General features: G+C 46.4%; 18 protein-coding genes. 11 read left to right on the top strand and 7 right to left on the bottom strand.

Annotated elements, in window-relative coordinates; all coding sequences use genetic code 11:
- Window positions 1-107: 107 nt before the first annotated feature.
- Window positions 108-1313 carry a HEAT repeat domain-containing protein gene (locus QUB68_RS23490; protein WP_332996968.1) on the bottom strand — a complete coding sequence of 402 codons (1206 nt, stop codon included), beginning with the start codon at window positions 1311-1313 and terminating at the stop codon, window positions 108-110.
- 200 nt (window positions 1314-1513) lie between these two features.
- Between QUB68_RS23490 and QUB68_RS23485 the strand changes: the two genes are divergently transcribed.
- Both QUB68_RS23485 and QUB68_RS23480 read left to right on the top strand, forming a co-directional pair.
- A complete protein-coding gene (locus QUB68_RS23485) occupies window positions 1514-1663 on the top strand; it encodes a hypothetical protein (RefSeq protein ID WP_332996966.1) in 150 nt (49 codons plus the stop codon).
- A gap of 266 nt (window positions 1664-1929) precedes the next feature.
- Entirely contained in the window at window positions 1930-3693 is a 1764-nt protein-coding gene (locus QUB68_RS23480; RefSeq protein ID WP_332996965.1) for a CapA family protein, read from the top strand.
- Between the two features lie 311 nt (window positions 3694-4004).
- On the opposite strand, the gene QUB68_RS23475 is transcribed toward QUB68_RS23480, so the two are convergent.
- Window positions 4005-5096: a bifunctional heptose 7-phosphate kinase/heptose 1-phosphate adenyltransferase gene (locus QUB68_RS23475; RefSeq protein ID WP_332996963.1), complete on the bottom strand. Its 1092-nt coding sequence runs from the start codon at window positions 5094-5096 to the stop codon at window positions 4005-4007.
- A gap of 380 nt (window positions 5097-5476) precedes the next feature.
- Entirely contained in the window at window positions 5477-6031 is a 555-nt protein-coding gene (locus QUB68_RS23470) for a response regulator (RefSeq protein WP_332996961.1), read from the bottom strand.
- A gap of 589 nt (window positions 6032-6620) precedes the next feature.
- On the opposite strand from QUB68_RS23470, the gene lipA reads away from it, so the two are divergent.
- Window positions 6621-7577, top strand: a complete 957-nt coding sequence (gene lipA / locus QUB68_RS23465; protein WP_332996959.1) for a lipoyl synthase — start codon at window positions 6621-6623, stop codon at window positions 7575-7577.
- 125 nt (window positions 7578-7702) lie between these two features.
- Window positions 7703-7849 carry a photosystem I protein PsaX gene (locus tag QUB68_RS23460; protein ID WP_332996956.1) on the top strand — a complete coding sequence of 49 codons (147 nt, stop codon included), beginning with the start codon at window positions 7703-7705 and terminating at the stop codon, window positions 7847-7849.
- 171 nt (window positions 7850-8020) lie between these two features.
- Here the strand turns inward: QUB68_RS23460 and QUB68_RS23455 are convergent, their stop codons facing one another.
- Both QUB68_RS23455 and QUB68_RS23450 read right to left on the bottom strand, forming a co-directional pair.
- Entirely contained in the window at window positions 8021-8386 is a 366-nt protein-coding gene (locus tag QUB68_RS23455) for a hypothetical protein (RefSeq protein WP_332996954.1), read from the bottom strand.
- A gap of 306 nt (window positions 8387-8692) precedes the next feature.
- The gene (locus QUB68_RS23450) at window positions 8693-9583 is read right to left on the bottom strand and encodes a carbohydrate ABC transporter permease (protein WP_332996952.1); all 891 of its coding nucleotides are present in this window, start codon (window positions 9581-9583) and stop codon (window positions 8693-8695) included.
- A gap of 59 nt (window positions 9584-9642) precedes the next feature.
- Between QUB68_RS23450 and QUB68_RS23445 the strand changes: the two genes are divergently transcribed.
- The 3 genes from QUB68_RS23445 to QUB68_RS23435 are packed head-to-tail and all read left to right on the top strand — an operon-like array spanning window position 9643 to window position 12001.
- A complete protein-coding gene (locus QUB68_RS23445; RefSeq protein ID WP_332996950.1) occupies window positions 9643-10218 on the top strand; it encodes a GNAT family N-acetyltransferase in 576 nt (191 codons plus the stop codon).
- Between the two features lie 24 nt (window positions 10219-10242).
- Entirely contained in the window at window positions 10243-10914 is a 672-nt protein-coding gene (purN, locus tag QUB68_RS23440; RefSeq protein WP_332996948.1) for a phosphoribosylglycinamide formyltransferase, read from the top strand.
- Complete coding sequence (locus tag QUB68_RS23435; protein WP_332996946.1) at window positions 10907-12001, top strand: class I SAM-dependent methyltransferase; 1095 nt, start codon at window positions 10907-10909, stop codon at window positions 11999-12001. Before purN ends, QUB68_RS23435 begins: the two co-directional genes overlap by 8 nt.
- 200 nt (window positions 12002-12201) lie before the next feature.
- On the opposite strand, the gene rlmN is transcribed toward QUB68_RS23435, so the two are convergent.
- A complete protein-coding gene (gene rlmN, locus QUB68_RS23430; RefSeq protein ID WP_332996944.1) occupies window positions 12202-13314 on the bottom strand; it encodes a 23S rRNA (adenine(2503)-C(2))-methyltransferase RlmN in 1113 nt (370 codons plus the stop codon).
- 383 nt (window positions 13315-13697) lie between these two features.
- On the opposite strand from rlmN, the gene lgt reads away from it, so the two are divergent.
- From lgt to QUB68_RS23415, 3 genes are all read left to right on the top strand, one after another.
- Window positions 13698-14591, top strand: a complete 894-nt coding sequence (lgt, locus tag QUB68_RS23425; RefSeq protein WP_332996942.1) for a prolipoprotein diacylglyceryl transferase — start codon at window positions 13698-13700, stop codon at window positions 14589-14591.
- A gap of 122 nt (window positions 14592-14713) precedes the next feature.
- Window positions 14714-15517: a precorrin-4 C(11)-methyltransferase gene (cobM, locus tag QUB68_RS23420; protein ID WP_332996940.1), complete on the top strand. Its 804-nt coding sequence runs from the start codon at window positions 14714-14716 to the stop codon at window positions 15515-15517.
- A 113-nt stretch (window positions 15518-15630) separates the two neighbouring features.
- A complete protein-coding gene (locus QUB68_RS23415) occupies window positions 15631-16467 on the top strand; it encodes a dienelactone hydrolase family protein (RefSeq protein ID WP_332996938.1) in 837 nt (278 codons plus the stop codon).
- 122 nt (window positions 16468-16589) lie between these two features.
- Here the strand turns inward: QUB68_RS23415 and QUB68_RS23410 are convergent, their stop codons facing one another.
- The gene (locus QUB68_RS23410) at window positions 16590-17789 is read right to left on the bottom strand and encodes a glycosyltransferase family 87 protein (protein ID WP_332996936.1); all 1200 of its coding nucleotides are present in this window, start codon (window positions 17787-17789) and stop codon (window positions 16590-16592) included.
- Between the two features lie 285 nt (window positions 17790-18074).
- Between QUB68_RS23410 and QUB68_RS23405 the strand changes: the two genes are divergently transcribed.
- Window positions 18075-18557, top strand: coding sequence for a flavin reductase family protein (locus tag QUB68_RS23405; protein ID WP_332996934.1), 483 nt, complete (start codon window positions 18075-18077; stop codon window positions 18555-18557).
- Window positions 18558-18699: the final 142 nt, after the last annotated feature.

The raw sequence follows: 18699 nt of genomic DNA, 5'->3' as shown, positions 1-18699 counted from the left end.
TGAGAATCGACTCTTAGGTTTGTAGTGAGGACTTTAGTCCTTTCTTTATGCCCAATGCCCAATTCCCAATGCCCAATTCCCAATTCCCAATTCCCAATTCCCAATCTTTAATCATCCCTCCCAGAACGCGGACGGATGCGATTTAACTGATTAATTGCCCAGCGAGCAGTTTCCTGAACTTCTGCATCTGGATCGTCCGTCGCACGGTGCAACAAGTAACTGATTTGATTCACCAATTCGTAAATCCGTGTCAAGTCGCGAATCGCATTTTTTCGCACTTCTGGGTTTTCATTTTGCAGAGAAATAGACCAGGCATTATTCATCGGTTTGAGGGTACGAATGCCAATTTCCGAGACACTTGCCAAAATTAAACTGTACTGCTTCGAGTCGGAATTTGCTAGCAAATCCAGCAACGGCTCCACAGCTCTAGAATCTCCCTGTTGGCCGAGTTCCCAAATTGCTTTGCGTCTCTTTGCTGGATTGAGGTGCTGCAAATCTTCAATCAGTGTTTCAATCAGATCGACTTTAGGGCTGCCATCTGTTTCATCCAGGGAAATATCTTTTTTCCGACTCGTTAGTGAATTGACTCGATCGGCTGTTTCGGGAATGTTGAAACCTGATTCGCTGTAGCCGTTTCTGCGATTTTCCTCCGTCGCGGTGTCGGAATTCATGCCATCGCCCTCTACCCCTTCATCCTCAGATTCCGGTTCCCCAGATTCCCGGATTAACGGTAAAGCCCGATCGCTCCTGTCAACATTGTAGCCCTGGGCGAAATTAACAGGGTAAGGCAATCCTGGTAGCAGTTTTGATCCCCCAGAAGCAACCTGTGCCTGTCCAATTTCTGGCAAGCTTGTCTGAGCATCCGGATTGGCGAATTTAGGGTTTCTTTGGTTGTAGCGATCGGCTCTTCCCCGTCTTCGTTTTGCATGATTTGAATCGTCGCTGCCAACTAATTTTAGCATGATAAATACTGCCGCTGCCGTGACGACAACTGCTGCCAAACCCAACATTAACAACCCCCGCTGGTGAGACAAAATGACGATTATCTTGGAGATCGGTTTCGGGATTTTGGAATTAGATTTTTGCGTTTTCGACGGCTGAGATTTGTTTTTATCGGGCGCTGGAGAGGGTTTTTGAGGCTTATTTGAGTCCTGGCGATCGTCCGGGGGAGAGTTCGCCTGAGCAATTTCTTCGGAAACAACCCGGTAGGAACCATTGACAATCTGTTGCCTTCCGTCCGCCGTGGGACTGAAGGCAGCGCCCAGACAGGCAATGCAGGTGAACAAACATAAAGTGGAGCGGTAATGCGCCATAAGACTCAATCGGGTTTTTGAGAGGCCGCCGCCTGACGAGCTTTAGTGTAACCTTGAGTTAGCTCGATCCTAGCTGCTATGCGCTCAACTAACTCACAAATAGCACTCCACTCGCGAAAAATCCTGGTTTGAGGTGGTAGCGCTCCGGATCTCAGTAACACAATTGCGTGAATGACGTGCAAGTCCTTCACCTAATAACTTTGAAACGAGCTACATCGGCGGCTGCGGGTAAAGCAGTGGCATCCAGAAAGTTGATTGCTGCTCACCTCAGCCAGCGAAGCCTTAGCTACGTGCAGTGCAGGCGCTGCGCCGTGAGCGATTCTTCCTCGCCGTCGATTTCTCACCGATAGCGTCGCATGACCTGTGAGTTTAACTGTTTCCTGGCTGCTGGGTCGATCGTTGTTGTCTTAATTTTAACGGGAAGCCGGACAACAGGGGATTTGCCCTCTGAACGAGAACCCGGGTTTTTAAGTGCATTCTTAGCTGCTAAACCAAATATTTTCAGTATGTTTATTTGTACCTACTTGCTTAAGTTAAATCGATCGGTATTTAATCGCGTACAGCCCAACTTGGTATAAGATCGAGCTAAATTTTTAGTGTGAGAGTAGAGGCATTTGTGAGCCAACAAGATATTCTAAATTTAGCAAAAGAAGGCGATGCCAGGGCGATCGCATTTCTGATCGGCCAAGCACTCCAAAGCTTCGGCGTCACAGCTAAAGCCAGCCTGGAAAATGACACCCTGCACCTGCTGCTGGAAGCAGAACAATTGCCCGCAGAAGAAGCCTGTCTCCGAGTCGCAGTCAAAGGATTGCAGCGGCTGCAACCAAATAACGTTTACTCAGTAACAATTTACGGGCGGCGCGCCAGCCAGCAACTGCCAGCTTGGACTCAGACAGTAGAATTAAAAAAACGCTTGACTTCCGCACCCGTGAATGCAGCAGTTGCCGTGAATGCAGCAGTTGGCGCCAGCGCACCCGCTGCCCCAATTCCTGTAGCTTTCCCAAAGCTAGAAAAAACTCAAAATATCACAACTGCGCCCACTCAAACACCCGAAAAATCCTCCCCCAAACCCCCTCAAATCCCAACTTTCCCACCCACAAACCAACGCCACCAAAAACCATCAAAGCCATCAAAGCAGCCAGAGTTAGCCCGCACTAAAACTAAAAAATCTTGGCTGTCAGTCGGTACTCTGAGTCTGATTCTCGTACCGATAGCTGGCTTTGTACTGGGTTCTCAATTTAACAAATCCTCAACCACCGCTACGATTAACCCTCTCACGTCAAAGCCTGCGGTACAAAAAGTAGGCGCGGCGAAACCATCCCGCAAAGAATCGAGCCCAGCGTCAATATCCGGCACCAAACCCGCATCAAAATCCCCCTCCCAAGCAGCAAAAACACCTGCAAATCGGCCCGCAACTGTCAACATCAAAGCAGTTGGCGACATGATCCCCGGCACCAATTTTCCCTACAACAAATTGCCGCAAAAAAAAGAGCTGTTATTTGAGTCGGTAAAACCGTACCTCCAAGGAGCCGATATTCTGTTTGGCAATTTTGAAAGCACGATGACCGATTATCCTTACAGCTCCAAAGGAGGCGGCGGAGGAATGCTGTTTGCCTTTCGGACGCCTCCGAGTTATGCCAAAATCTTCAAAGATGTTGGTTTTGATATTTTGAATGTTGCCAACAATCACTCTTACGATTTTAACGAGCAGGGATTTAAGGACACGATCAAAAATATCGATAGCAACGGTATGAAAGCTGTTGGTAAAAGAGATCAAATTGTTTATCAAAATGTCAAGGGCGTGAATGTTGCCTTTATCGGTTTCAGCAACTACGGCGAAGTTCACAATTCCTTGCTGGAACTGCAAGCGGGAGCAGAAATTGTCAAAAAAGCGAGGCAAAAAGCGGATATTGTAGTAATCTCAGTTCACGCGGGAGCTGAAGGAACGGGAGCTCTAAATGTCAGAAATAAAAACGAGTTCTTTTACGGAGAAAACCGCGGAAACATGGTTTTATTTTCGCGCACGATGATTGATGCGGGAGCAGATTTGATTTTGGGACATGGCCCGCACGTTACCAGAGCTTTGGAACTTTACAAGGGGAAATTGATTGCTTATTCCCTGGGCAATTTTATGGGTTATCGCACTTTGTCCACAGCAGGAGAACTCGGTCAATCTCTAATTTTAGATGTGAAAATGACTTCAAAAGGGGATTTTGTTTCTGGTAAGATTATCCCCATCGAACTTAGCAGCCAAGGTATTCCGTCTGTGGATGACGATTTTAGGAGTGTGGGGTTGATTCGCCGTTTGACAAAGAGCGATTTTCCGAATACTGGTTTGATGATTGATGACAAGGGACAAATTTTGAAAAAGAGTAAGTAATTATTGGGAATTGGGCATTGGGAATTGGGCATTGGGAATTGGGCATTGGGAATTGGGAATAAATTACCAATCACCAATTACCAATTCCTAATTACCAATTCCTAATTACCAATTCCTAATTACCAATTACCAATCACTAATCACCAATCACCAATCACCAATCACTAATTACTAATTACTAATTACCAATTGCCAATCACCAATAACTAATAACCAATAACTAATAACTAATAACCAATAACTAATAACCAATAACTAATAACTAATAACCAATAACTAATAACCAATAACTAATAACCAATAACTAATAACTACTCATAAACCATCGTTTTCAAAGCTTCTTTCATCTCCTCCACTGTCGTCGTCGCCGTACCGAATTGACGCACGACAATGCTAGCCGCTAAATTGCCCAAAACAGCCGCTTCCCAACCCGATGCACCGACGCATAAAGCTAAAGTCATTGCTGCTACAACTGTATCTCCAGCACCAGTTACGTCGAATACATCAGTCTTGTTAAAAGGGGGAATGTCCCAGCTTTGAATGGCAAATTCCCCCTTTTGGCAAGTCGATGTTGGAGAAGGTGAATTTTTAATAGCTTGGCCGTTCACTCTTTCAAACAAACTCATCCCTTCTTCGCCGCGAGTAATCAAGATTTTTTGAGCTTGAGTTAAGTTCAACAAATCGCGTCCCGCTTGCATTAAAGTTTGAGGGTTTTTGATAGCATATCCGACTGCTTGCTCGGCTTCTGGCAAGTTGGGAGTAAACAGCATGGCTCCAGAATATCGCTGCAAATCTGTTTGAGCGTCTACAATTGTTTTGCCCGGAACCACTGCCGATTCGATCGCCAAATGAGTCAAAACTCCGTCGCCGTAGTCTGAACAAACCACGGCATCTACTGTCGGGATTTGCTGCCGGATGTAGTCTGCCAATTGCAACTGCAAGTCTAAATCCGGCAACTCGTCCGATTTGCGATCGACTCGGACAATTTGCTGAGTCACCGACTGCCGCGCGTGCCCGGAAATGCGAGTTTTGGTAACAGTTGGACGCTGCGAATCGATTAAAATCCCACCAGTATCAATTCCCGCAGCCTCAAAAATACCGCACAAAGCCTTTCCCTGGTCATCTTTTCCTACCAAACCAGCAACTTTAACTTTGCCTCCCAGTTTGGCTAAATTGTAGACAGCATTTGCGCCACCTCCGGGTACTTGCCGAGTATTTTCGTAGCGCAAAATCAACACAGGTGCTTCGCGGGAAATTCGCTCTACTTGTCCGGTAATAAACTCGTCCAAGGTCAAATCTCCGATCGCTAATACCTGCGCTCGATCGAAGCAGTCTAATCTTTTCAATAATTGCTCTGTTGAGGCACGCAGTTGAGGCAAAAAATCGGAATAGTCGTTAGTCATTAACCACAAAAAATGAGACCGAGGAGTTGATAATTGAGTGTGGGAGGAGCAGCACTTAAGAATCCTAATACAGATTAATAATAGATTTCCTCCCTGGTTTGATTTTTAACTTTTAATTGATTTTCTCACTGGAATTGTGAGAAACCCGTTGCAGGCTGTTGGCTGATAGCACTCGCTAAACAAAATTAGCAAAAAACTGCGGATACAAGGAAGGGAACTCATTGAGACAAAGCAATCGAGTTTCAGAGTGTATAGCGGTTCTCAAAAAAGTGAGGATAGCCCTATGCCCTATGCCCTATGCCCATAGCCCTATGCCCTATGCCGTTCGCGTACCTGATCTTTCTGAGAAAGGCTATAAGTGCCTTCTAAAGACAGCAGAATTATTTCGCTTTCATCTGCTTGATGATCGTAATCACCTGACTCATTTGTTTTTTGAGTGTATCAATTTCCGCTTGCATTTTCGCCATTTGCTGAGTCATCGCCTGAATGTCGGCGCCGCCCGCTCCAGAGCTGAGTGCAGCAGCGGCGGCTGGGGCTTCTGGTACTGGTTTCTTTTTGGCTAGTACCATCGCCGATTTGATCGCCTCGGTTAGCTGCTTCTTCTCAAAGGGCTTGGCGATGAATGCAAAAAAATGCTTCTCGAAGGGTTTCGGAATTTTCTCCATCACCTCTTCTTCGCGGCCCGACATGATCACCAAAGGTATCTTGGAAAGCTCGGGATGGGCTTGCACTTTTTGATAAACTTCCCAACCGCTGACTTTCGGCAGTAGGAAATCTAACATAATTAGATTCGGACGGGCTTGGCGGATCAGTTTGAGTCCCTCTTCGCCGTCTTTTGCTTCTAGAACTTCAAAGTTACCTTGAGGTAACATCTCTCGAACTCGAACCCGGATGACTTTACTGTCATCAATTACCAAGATTTTTTGACCAGCCACGACTGACTCCTTCAGTAATGAGTGTTGACGGTCTCAGGGCCGGGGCCACTGAGATTTTTGAATAGATCAGAAACCAATCTTCAAAGGCATTGTCAAGGTGCCTCGTTTTCGCTCAAAACAACTATCTTTCGATGCTGCAATCGCGCTGACGTTATCCTTTTCAAATGCTTTCTGGGTCTAGCGCTTTCACCAGTTCGGTACGCTCCCCATCCTGCTGTTACTTGCTCTTGTTGTTTTACACTTCAATGCGTGTACTAAGTGGCCGGAATTTTTCCGTAGGAGGATGGTTCGTCACGCAGACAGATTTACTTAGTCGCCTCTAGATTATAGATCGCAGACTACCGGGACTAAAGTCCCCGGAGTCGCTTTCCTGGGAAGGACTGAAGTCTCTGAGGAAAGCCGCGAACCGTGTGGTCTTGTGATTGGCAACCTTCAGTATATCTCTAAGAGAATTCTACCTAGAATTGTGCGCTAGTTGAGTTTTGCTCCAACCTCGCGCGCGATTCTGATTGCGCGCCTGGCTGCTACAAGTTCAGGGACTTTGATTTCGGATACGATCGAATATATTAACTGACTCCTACTCGATCTTATGTCGCCCCAAACTCCTCAAACTCCTACTGTCAAAGCAACTGCCGCCCAAATGCGGAGTGAAATCGAGGCGATGCCGGATTGGCTGCGACGGCCCATTGGCAAAGCCAGCGAACTTTCCGAAGTGCAGAAAATTATCAAACAGCGGCAAATTCACACGATTTGCGAAGAAGGCAGATGTCCCAACCGGGGGGAGTGCTACGCCCAAAAAACGGCGACTTTTTTGTTGATGGGGCAGACTTGCACCCGTGCTTGTGCTTTTTGTCAAGTAGATAAAGGTCATTCTCCGATGCCCCTCGACCCGGAGGAACCGCAGAAGGTAGCCGAGGCGGTGCAGTTATTGGGTTTGCGCTATGCGGTTCTGACTTCGGTGGCGAGGGATGATTTGCCGGATGGGGGCGCGGGTTGGTTTGCGTTGACGATCGCCCAAATCCGCCATTTAAACCCCGATACTGAAGTTGAGGTACTAACGCCAGATTTTTGGGGAGGACTAGGGAGGACTGCTGAGGCGGAGAATTCCGGTTTGGATGAGTTGCAGCGAGAACGGATTCGGACGGTGGTAGAGGCGAAACCGGCTTGTTACAACCACAATATTGAGACGGTGCGCCGCTTGCAAGGGCCGGTGCGGAGGGGGGCGAAGTACGATCGGTCGATCGACGTTTTGCGCATTGTCAAGGAATATGACCCAAGTATTCCCACCAAATCCGGTTTGATGTTGGGGCACGGGGAAACGGAGGCCGAGGTTGTGGAAGCGATGGTTGATTTGCGGGATGCCAAGTGCGATCGACTCACCCTCGGTCAATACATGAGACCATCTCTAGAACACCTCCCAGTACGCAAATACTGGACACCAGCCGAATTTGACCGTTTCGGGTCGATCGCCCGCGACATGGGGTTTGAGCGCGTGCGATCGGGGCCTCTCGTCCGCAGTTCCTACCACGCCGGAGCGATCGACTAAAAGCAATCTCAATTCAACTCGGTATAAACTCCTAGTTACAAAAAATAACACTCTAAGATTGTGCCAATGTGCCACGCTCTCTGCTATTTGTGAATACAGTGACTTGTGAATTAGGAGCTTGAATTATGGCAGAGATAGCAAAGAACCAATTAAAATCCGACTCCGTGATGAAAACGGGCAAATTCCCTTACACCTTTCGCACAGGCTGGTATCTGTTGCTGTTAGCTATCAATTTTGTGGTTGCAGCCTTTTATTTCCATATCATTGAATAGTTCTGCAAGTTGACTTTTAGCAGACCCTGCTTTTGGGCATCTCAAAGTCAGAGAGGGGGAGAAGGGGGGAGTGCGCGAGTGGGAGAGTGGGATAATTTTTCCTTCTTCCTTCTTCCTTCTTCCTTCTTCCTTCTTCCTTCTTCCTAATGACAAATGACTAATGACTAATGACTAACGACTTCTAGAAGCTTCTAGCTTAGACAACCGCTCTTGAATTTTGATCACATCCTGCTTAGTTTCAATTGCCAAAGTTGCTAAATTGTCAAACATCGGATCTGCCGAAAGCATTCTAGGATTTGTCCGACTAGAACCCGGGCGGTTCGGAGATCCAGACCGGTTAACTCCAGAACCTTGAGACTGCAAACTGTAGATTTGTCCCCGGAGTTCAGCAATTTGACTTTCTAATTGAGTAATCCGAAACTCTAATTGACTGGTCGATTGGGCGGGCGTAAAAATTGGCGAAACAGCAATTACTAACAAGCAAGCAAGACACACAAGACAGATTTTTGTGGCGCGATGGCGAATAATTCTCGGCATAGCTTGAATAATTTAAATTATACCATTTCTACGATAACAAATCGCTGATATTTTTGCTCTCTATCCGAAGTATGTTTTATGCCAACTAGGAACGTATTATTTGCATTAAGATCAAAAGTTACCAATATTTTGTCGCTTAACATGAGCCTCTCGATCCCCCCTAACCCCCCTTAAGAAGGGGGGGACAAGAGCTTCAAAGTCCCCCTTGCTTTCGGGGGATTTAGGGGGATCGAGACTACGCGATCAGCGAGATTTGTGAGGGATTTTAGTCTTAACTTGACACTAATGGCAGTGTCCTTGCCTAATTTAGGATTCTTCGCCCCAGACTTTTAGCTGAACATAAACTAATATCAAAGCTATGGCCATCAGGAAAGTTGCGGCTGCGGCTGCATAACCAAAATCAAATTGGGAAAAAGCTTGCTCGTAAATATAATAAACTAGCAAATTAGTAGAGTTCAAAGGGCCGCCGCCGGTGATGACGTAAACTTGCTCGAAACTCCGCAGAGTAAAAATAGCTGTAGTGACGGTAGCAAATACTAGAGTCGGCCGCAAACCTGGTAAAGTGATGTACCAAAATTGCTGCCAAGCATTAGCTCCATCCAATTCTGCTGCTTCGTAACGATTTACCGGAATTGCTTGCAATCCTGCTAAAAATACTATCATATTAAAGCCTAATTGTTTCCAAATACTTAGTAGAATTAGGACTGGCATTGCCCAAACTGTGCTGCTGAGCCAAGGAATAGGATTTAAGCCGATCGCCATTAACAGACTATTCACCGGGCCTTCCGCTTGAAACAACCACCGCCAACCCAACCCAACGGCAACTAAAGAGGTAATCGAAGGGATAAAATAAGCAGTGCGGAGAGCTCCCCGCCAAGCAAACGAGCGATTTAGCAAAACTGCCAAACCCAAAGGAATTATTAAACTGGGAATGACTGTGGCGGTAGTAAAATAGAGCGTGTTTTGGAGGACTTGCCAAAAATCCGGGTTTGTGATGAGGCGCCAGTAGTTGTTGGGGCCAATCAAACGCACTCCCGACTGGGTAAAGCTGCCGCTGGTAAAGCTGAGGTAGAATAAATAGGCGATCGGCCAAATCAAAAAAGTACCCAGAAATAGCAAAGCTGGGGCCAGAAATGTCCAAGCTGCGATCGACTCATTGTCCAACCAGTTAAAACGCCCAAATTTAATCGGAACCATTGGCTTGTAAATTTTAGCTTTTAGTTTTAAATGGTATCACAATCTAGGTCAATCTCACAATGAACCTTCTCGATATATTAGCGAATTTACCCACTATAGAAACTGACAGACTCCTGCTCCGAAAAATCACTTTAAACGATGCCAGCGATATGTTTGAGTATGCCTCAAACCCCGAAGTATCAGAATACACAATGTGGTCAACACACACCTCGCTCGAAGACACGAAATACTTTCTCAAGTCAATTACAAAAATGTACAAAAGACGAGAGCTTGTAGATTGGGGAATCGTCCACAAAGCCGATAAAAAGTTGATCGGCACTTGCGGATTTGTCGAATGGAGCATGACGCACAGCCGCGGCGAACTTGGCTACGCACTTTCTGGGAAATATTGGGGCCAAGGATATATGAGCGAGGCTGTCAATGCAGTTATTGAATTTGGCTTTCGGGAGATGTTGCTGAATCGAATTGCGGCTCGATGTAAAGTTAACAATATTGCTTCGGCTAGGGTGATGGAAAAAGTGGGGATGCAATTGGAAGGGATTTTGCGACAGCAGCTATTTGTCAAAGGCAGATATTGGGATCTGAAAATTTATTCGCTGCTGAGGGAAGAGTTTTTTGATAATATTGTAGAATAGGAGTGAATATTTTTGCTAACATTTATGACCGCTAATCCAGTATCTGTTAATTCCACTCCCAGCCTGATTTCTCCTGAGATTGGCTTTCCTTCTACCTCTCCCGCTAATCCTCCCTTAAAAATAGGAGTTTTAGCTTCAGGAAGCGGCAGCAACTTCGAGGTAATTGCCGAAGCTATCAAAAAGGGACAACTTAATGTTCAAATCCCAGTATTAATTTACAACAATCCCGAAGCGAAAGCCGCAGCCCGCGCCGAAAAATACGGCATCCCCTCGATTTTGCTCAATCACCGCGACTGCAAAACCCGCGAAGAATTAGATACAAAAATTGTTAAGACTTTCCAAGAATATGATGTAGAATGGGTAGTGATGGCAGGTTGGATGCGAATTGTTACCAAAGTTTTGCTCGATGCTTTTCACGACAAAGTTATTAATATTCACCCCAGTCTGCTACCGAGTTTTCCAGGAATTCGCGCCGTTGAGCAAGCACTCGCTGCCAAGGTTAAAATAACGGGATGTACGGTGCATATCGCTCATTTGGAAGTAGACAGCGGGCCGATTTTAATGCAGGCTGCGGTGCCTGTCTTGCCGGATGATACCGCAGAAACCTTGCACGCTCGAATTCAGGTGCAAGAGCATAAAATTATGGTAGGTGCGATCGCACTTATTGCCGAATCCCATCAAAAACATTGTGACTAAAAACCTTACCAGTGCTGCATCTGTCCCCGAATCGCCCGAAAGTTGCCCGCCGCTGACAGACTCCAATCGCCTAAAATTAATCCTCAAAGAAAGGCTCAAAAAGAACATCGGCATCAAGGGAGAATTTTATCTGCCTTGCGTGCCATCGATGTTAGACGACTATCTGAAATTACTCTCAGACTTCTTAAACATTCTAGGGCAAAACCTCGACGCCGCGCAAACCCAAAACTTGCGAATATTAATCGCCAACGCCTTAGCAGAAGGATTCAAAAATTCTCCCCACGCTAATCTCATAGTCTCATACTTTCCCGCCAATTCCCAAACTGGTTTAGCCGGCGGCATTACTCTGAATACCAAGATTCAAGTCGAATCAATGGCCCAGAAATATCATAGCTGGCCGGATATTCGCCCCGAACCTTTATTTGGCAGCTTTCCCGATGCCAAAGTCATCGCCGTAGCTGCCGAATTAGGGGAACCGGGTAAAGCGCCTATTTTAGATGTCGGTGCGGGCCCAGGGCGCAATAGTCTGCCTTTAGCTAGGTTAGGGCATTCCGTGGATGCGATCGAGCTAACGCCCATATTTGCCGAAAAACTATCAGCAGCAGCAACCGCCGAAAACTTGCCGATAAATGTCACCCAAGGGGACGTTTTAGATCCATTATTGAGGATGAAAACCTATCGGTACAAATTAGCCATTGCTACCGAAGTTCTCTCCCACTTTCGATATCCCGAACAAGTCCGCCTTTTCCTCGGCAAAATGTCCGATGCTGTGTTAAGTGGTGGATTTATACTATTCAGCACTTTTTTAGCCGTCGATGGGTACGAACCTGATGAAATGGCAAAACAAATGTCTGAATTATGTTGGTCTTATCTCATCACAAAGCAAGAATTGCAAGCAGCAATCGAGGGTTTGCCGTTAGAAATTGTTTCGGATGAATCGGTGATTGAATACGAACAAAAACATTTGCCTGATTCTGCTTGGCCGCCGACACCTTGGTTTGTGAGTTGGGCGAGTGGGCGCGATTTGTTTCCGGTGCAAGAAACGCCGCCGTTGGAGTTGCGGTGGATACTGGTGAAACGCTTGTAGAGTTTGTTGTAATATCATGTCAACTCGCACAATCACAATCAAAAAGGTTCGTAGTCAGGACTTTAGTCCGCATCAAAAAGGTTCGTAGTCAGGACTTTAGTCCGCATCAAAAAGGTTCGTAGTCAGGACTTTAGTCCGCATCAAATCCATTGGACTAAAGTCCTCACTACGAACCTTTTTTACCTAACACGAAAAATCTACTATTCAACCTCAGATGCCCGCAATTGTCCGCAGGCGGCATCTGCTTCTAAGCCGCGAGAATACCGCACGCTAACTGCAATTTTCTTTTCCTTTAAAACCGTGACAAATTGGTTAATTCGATTGGGAGTTGGTCGCTGATATTCAGCTTCCTGAATCGGATTGTAAGGAATTAGATTGACGTGGCACTGAAAACCGCGCAACTGACTTGCTAACTCGGCTGCGTGTTCCGGTAAGTCATTCACATTAGCTAACAGCACGTATTCAAAGCTTAATCTACGGCCGGTCGATCGCACATACTCGCGGCATTCTGCCATTAACTCACCCAAAGGATAAGGGTGGGCGCTAGGAATCAACTCTTCGCGCAATCTTTGATTGGAAGCGTGGAGGCTGACGGCGAGGGTAACTTGCAGTTGATGTTCGGCTAGTTGGCTGATGCGATTGCGGATTCCGACTGTGGAAATGGTGATGTTGCGCTGTCCAATTCCTACGTCTTGATTCAAACACTTGACAGCAGCTACGACGTTATCGAAATTCAGCAGGGGTTCGCCCATACCCATAAATACGATGTGGCTGACTCGGCGGCCGAAATCTTGCTGTACTGTCAAGACTTGATCGACGATTTCGTTCACTTCTAAATTGCGCTTGAAACCGCCTTTGCCGGTGGCGCAAAAGTCGCAGCCCATCGCGCAGCCAACTTGGGCTGAGACGCACACTGTCAGTCGTTTGTCGGTGGGAATGCCGACGGTTTCAATGATTTGACCGTCTGCTAATTTTAGGAGATACTTTACTGTAGCGTCTGGTGCGACCGATCGCAAATGAATAGTCGATCGCCCGATCGGAATTTTAGCAACAGTCTCGCGCCATTGTTTCGAGAATACAGAAATATCAGAGAGCGATCGCGCGCCTTTCTCATAAATCCACTGGTACAACTGTTTGCCGCGATAAGCCGGTTGTCCCTGCTGCTGCACCCACTCCGTTAACTCAGCCAAACTCGCGCCCAACAAGGGCGGAATTTTACCAGACTCAACAGCCAAAGCAGCAGTCTTGCGAGACTGATTCGCACCCTTGGAATTACCAGAAGAGTACACCTGAGAAACGGAAGTAGGAGACATAGGTCATCAGAAAATTTAAAGCCACCCTCTATCTTAAAACTTCTCGACCAAAACTGCCGAAAATCCTCCTAAAGGTACTTATGCAAAAGACCGGGCGGTTGAAACCGCGTCTATACAGACAAAACCCGGATGGTGCGCGGGTTCAAGACCGGGCGGTTAAAATTGCGTTACTTTCTTTACACCGCGGAGGCGGACTTCGTTTGTGTAGGCGCGGTTTCAACCGCCGTCTGATCTCCTGACAAAAATATCCGCCACAAAGTTAATTTTTGGCAAAATTCCCCAAATATTGCGTGTAAATGACCGCAGCCACCTAAAATAAACTCTGTAGTTTGTAAAAGGGTATGCAAATTTGACAGCTTTCCACCAAAAATAATGCAACTTTCATGGTGCTAAATATTCTCGCGCTACCTCTAGGCTTTCAATTTACATCCCCGGGCCCGATTATCTTTGAACTCGGCCCCGTAGCTATCCGTTGGTACGGGCTGTTGATAGCTTCTGCTGTCTTGATTGGGGTCAGTCTGTCCCAATATTTGGCCGAAAAGCGCCGCGTCAACCCGGAATTGCTGGGCGATTTAGCAATTTGGCTAGTTTTGGGCGCTATTCCCTGCGCTCGAATTTACTACGTGGCTTTTGAGTGGCAACAATACGCCCAAAGGCCTGAAGATATTGTGGCGATTTGGAAAGGCGGAATTGCCATCCACGGGGCGATTTTGGGCGGCACGATTGCCGCTTTAATTTTTGCTAAAATCCAGCGAGTTTCTTTTTGGCAATTGGCAGATTTAATCGCGCCTTCGGCAATTCTCGGTCAGGCGATTGGACGCTGGGGAAATTTCTTTAATTCAGAAGCTTTTGGTAGTCCTACGGATTTGCCTTGGAAACTCTATATTCCGGCAAACAGTCGCCCGATCGCCTATGCTAATTTTGAATACTTCCATCCCACATTTCTCTACGAATCTCTGTGGAATTTGACAGTATTTGGGTTGCTGCTGACTTTGTTTTTCCGCGATTTGCAGGGCAAAATTAGATTAAAAACTGGTGCTTTGTTTTTGGTTTACATCGCAGCTTACAGTTCCGGTAGAGTCTGGATTGAAGGGTTGCGAACTGATAGTTTGATGTTCGGGCCGCTCAGGGCTGCACAGATGGTAAGCTTGACTGGAATAGTTTTAGGATTGAGTGGGTTGGCTTGGCTTTATTTGGTCGATCGACCTTTGCCAGATGTTGTCTCACCCACGGGCGATCGGGCAAATTCCACTCCCAAATCCCCAGAGGATCAATAAAAAACCCCAGAGACGTTAGTCTCTAGGGTTCAAAACCAGGGTGCATCTACCATCCCTTACTTCCAACCAAAATAGGTGCATCCGGAAGCGCCGGTAAATTTCGCAATTTTTTTTTAGCAGCCATGAGTTTGACAGAAATTCAATCCCTAATTCCAGGCGTATACATTGTAGGTGCAGGGCCGGGAGACCCGGATTTGTTGACTGTTAAGGCTCAAAAATTACTGGCTGCGGCTGATGTCGTATTATTTGCGGATTCCCTAGTCCCAAAGCAAATTTTGGAGGGGGTGCGTGCGGATGCTGAAGTTATCCAAACAGCGGATAAGACTCTCGAAGAGATTGTACCTTTGATGGTGGAGCGAGTGCGCGACGGCAAAAGCGTCGTCCGTCTGCATTCCGGCGATCCCTGTCTCTACGGGGCTGTGGGCGAACAAATGCAGGCTTTGGCCGAAGCGGGAATTGCTTTTGAGGTAATTCCGGGAATTAGTGCTTTCCAACTGGCGGCAGCTAAACTTAAAATTGAGTTGACAGTTCCGGGAGTTGTGCAGACAATTATTTTGACCAGAATTAGCGGCCGCACCGAAGTGCCGGAACGTGAAGAATTAGCTAGTTTGGCGGCTCATCAAGCGAGTTTGTGTCTGTATTTGAGCGCGCGCCATGTCGAACAGGCTCAAGCTAAGTTGATGGAACATTACCCGTCTGATTTGCCTGTGGCGATTTGTTATCGGTTGGGCTGGCCGGATGAGAAAATTGTGCTGGTTCCTCTTGACAAAATGGCGATCGCTACTCGCGAAAATAAGTTGATTAGAACTACGATGTATGTAATTAGCCCGGCTTTGGGTAAAGAAGTGGAAGGGCGATCGCGCTTGTATCATCCAGAGCACGATCGGCTGTTCCGAGAGAAGCAAGTTCGGCAGCGGATTGTGTAACGGATGTAACGGATGTAGCGGATGGAAGAATAACCAATAACCAATAACTAATAACCAATAACCAATAACCAATAACCAATAACTAATAACCAATAACCAATAACCAATAACCAATGAAAGATTTAACTCGCAGACAATTTATCACTGTCACCGCATTAACCGCCGGATTTGCCTTAGCAGTTCATCCGATTTCTTTGGCAACTATTACTACAGATACAACTAATTTAGTCGCAGGTGAAGTGAAAATTCCTGTGAAAGATGGGCAAATTCCAGCATACAGAGCAATGCCAGCCAGCGGTAGCAATTTTCCAGTAATTTTAGTGATTCAAGAAATCTTCGGGGTTCACGCACACATTCAAGATATTTGCCGCCGTTTTGCTAAATTAGGCTATTTGGCGATCGCCCCTGAGATGTTTGCCCGTCAAGGCGATGTTTCTAAAATCACCGAAATTCAAGAAATTGTCAGTAAAGTTGTCTCAAAAGTTCCCGACGCTCAAGTTATGTCGGATTTAGATGCTGCGGTAGATTGGGCGCAAAAGTCAGGAAAAGGCAATATTGATAAGTTAGGGATTACCGGGTTTTGCTGGGGTGGCAGAATTGTCTGGCTGTACGCGGCACACAACCCGAAAGTCAAAGCTGGTGCGGCTTGGTACGGGCGTTTGGTTGGCGATTCTACGGCTTTAACTCCCAAACAGCCGATCGACCTTGCAGCAACTTTGAAAGTGCCTGTATTGGGGCTGTACGGTGGCAAAGACGACTTAATTCCCAACGATACAGTCGAGAAAATGCAGCAAGTTCTCAAAACTGGCAGCAGCGGTTCCGAAATCGTGCTTTATCCAGATGCGCCGCACGGTTTTAACGCCGACTATCGCCCCACATACCGACAAAAAGAAGCTGATGATGCTTGGAAGCGGCTGCAAGATTGGTTTAAAAAGCACGGAGTTGTTTGAGAGTTTTGAGTAGTTGCTACACAACATTCCCAATCATTATTTGTAGGAGCGGGTTTCACCAACAATCTGTAATTCACATCCAGAATACCTATAAACCCGCCCTGACTGAGCCACTGGCAAAATCAAGCCATTTCTTGCTGCAATCCCTCACTGGATTTAGCTTTAATGCTGAATGCAGCAACACCAACTACCAGCATCAAAACAACAATTGTTCTCCAGTGAATCAAAAAAGGTAAACCCGCCGCTAAAAATATCCGTCTCGGAAAAAAGAGCAGAAAAACTAAAGCAATACTGCTGAGCGCAGCGTTGCGGTTATTGTTGCAATACAGCCACAGGGATGTCAAAATCGGGAACAAACCTACATAATCGTAAACGTGAGTATATCCGAGAAACGTGAAGGATATACCCATCAGGATAGCCAAGACATCTTCGCGATTAATTCTCTTGCGGAAAACCCACAGCAGAACCGCTAAAATTACCGCCACAATCTTGATCGCCGGTATCTTCAATCCTAAAGAAGCGAAAAGACTTTCCATGCCCACTTTATCTTGAAACCCCGGTTGATTGAAAGGCAAAGAGCTATAGCTGTCTTGAATTCCTTGATGCCACGCTGCCAGCATCCCAACGGGCCCGCCGTACAGCACTAATGGGTAAGCGCTCATAATTGTAACCGTTGCGAAGGCTACAGCTAATATTTTCCAGTTCCGTTCTAGCAAAAACCAAATACCGAGCAATAAGCATAGTTGTGGTTTAAAGCTGGCTATACCTAAACAGATTCCTGCTAATACAAATTTTTGCCGCTGGCTGAAGAACCAAGCAGCCATTGTTGCAGCAAAAGCTATCAAAGAAGTTTGACCCATCCACACAACGTGGGCAGTGAATGGGTTGCCGATAATCATCGCACTCATCACCAAACTGCCGAGTTGATTTTGATTATTATTTTGATGTTCGTTGATGGTGCTAACTGTCATCGCAATAATCGCTGCGATTGACAGCAAGTTGAGTAAGAGCCAGACGAATTTGGCAACTGAGTAATCGAAAAGACCGACAAACATACACAATGCGGCTGATTGAGGAGGATAAAAGAAAGCTGCATCTTGAAGGTTGTCAATTTCCTTGATTGCCACTACACTTTTGGTCAGCATATCGTGGTTGTAAGCATTCAAACCCATCAGCCAAGCACGTCCGGCCGCGTAAAGGACGCCACCGTCAGCATTGAGTTGACCGTCTCTGCCAATCCCTACTATGCCGAAACAAATTAGAGATAATATACTGACGGCTAAAAGACCTAAACCAAAGTTCCGCTTAAACGATTCTGTCATCGAATTTTCTCCAGTTTAGTTAATGGATTCAGCGACTGCGTTCAGATTGCAATATTAATAGCTCAAGTTTTAACACAGCAGATAGTTAGTTGTCAAAAAATCTGGGAAACTAAATTTAGGTTAATAAAAATAAATGTTGCGGGAAGCAGAAAATTTGGTATTGAAAAAAGCAAGATTGGCAATCTCAACAGTCTCGGTGTGGCGCATCGCCCTTAAGACAGTTGGGTTTGTGGGCGCGACATTGGTAAACTGGCTGTGTAGAATTATCGATCGACAGGTAAGCCCGTGCTAGACGAACAAGCTAAAAAGACCATCCTGCGCAAAATCCCTCACGGATTGTACATCTGCGGTGTCAAAGACGGGGAGGAAGTTAACGGTTTCACCGCTAGCTGGGTGATGCAATCTTCCTTTACCCCTCCCTTAGTCGTCAACTGCGTCAAGCAAGACTCGAAATCCCACGCCATGATTAAAGCCAGCGGTGTGTTTGCTTTGAGTTTCCTGGAAGCAGGACAAAAAGAGTTAGCCCAGAACTTCTTTAAGCCGCAGCGCCGCGTTGGCAATAAATTTGAAGATGTAGAATTTTATGCTGGGCCCGAAACGGGTTGTCCGATTATTTCGGACTCTCTGGGTTACATTGAGTGCAATGTTGTGGGTGCTGTGGAACACGGGGATCACACGGTTTATGTGGGAGAAGTTATCGGTGCAGGGGTTCACCGTGAGGGAGCTCCGTTGCTGTTGGAAACCACTGGTTGGAATTACGGCGGTTAATTACTTGGCAGTTGTTACTCGTCGCCTAAGCTCTCAGAAACCGGGTTTCTACGAGATTGTGCGACGAGTAACGAGAAATATGCGAAGAAACCCGGTTTCTCGTCCATGCACCTAAGCCCTCAGAAACCGGGTTTCTACGAGA

The sequence above is a fragment of the Microcoleus sp. A006_D1 genome (assembly GCF_036702805.1).
GTDB lineage: Bacteria > Cyanobacteriota > Cyanobacteriia > Cyanobacteriales > Microcoleaceae > Microcoleus.
The sequence above is the reverse complement of the archived record's forward strand: the minus strand, read 5'-3'. Positions and strand labels throughout refer to the sequence as shown.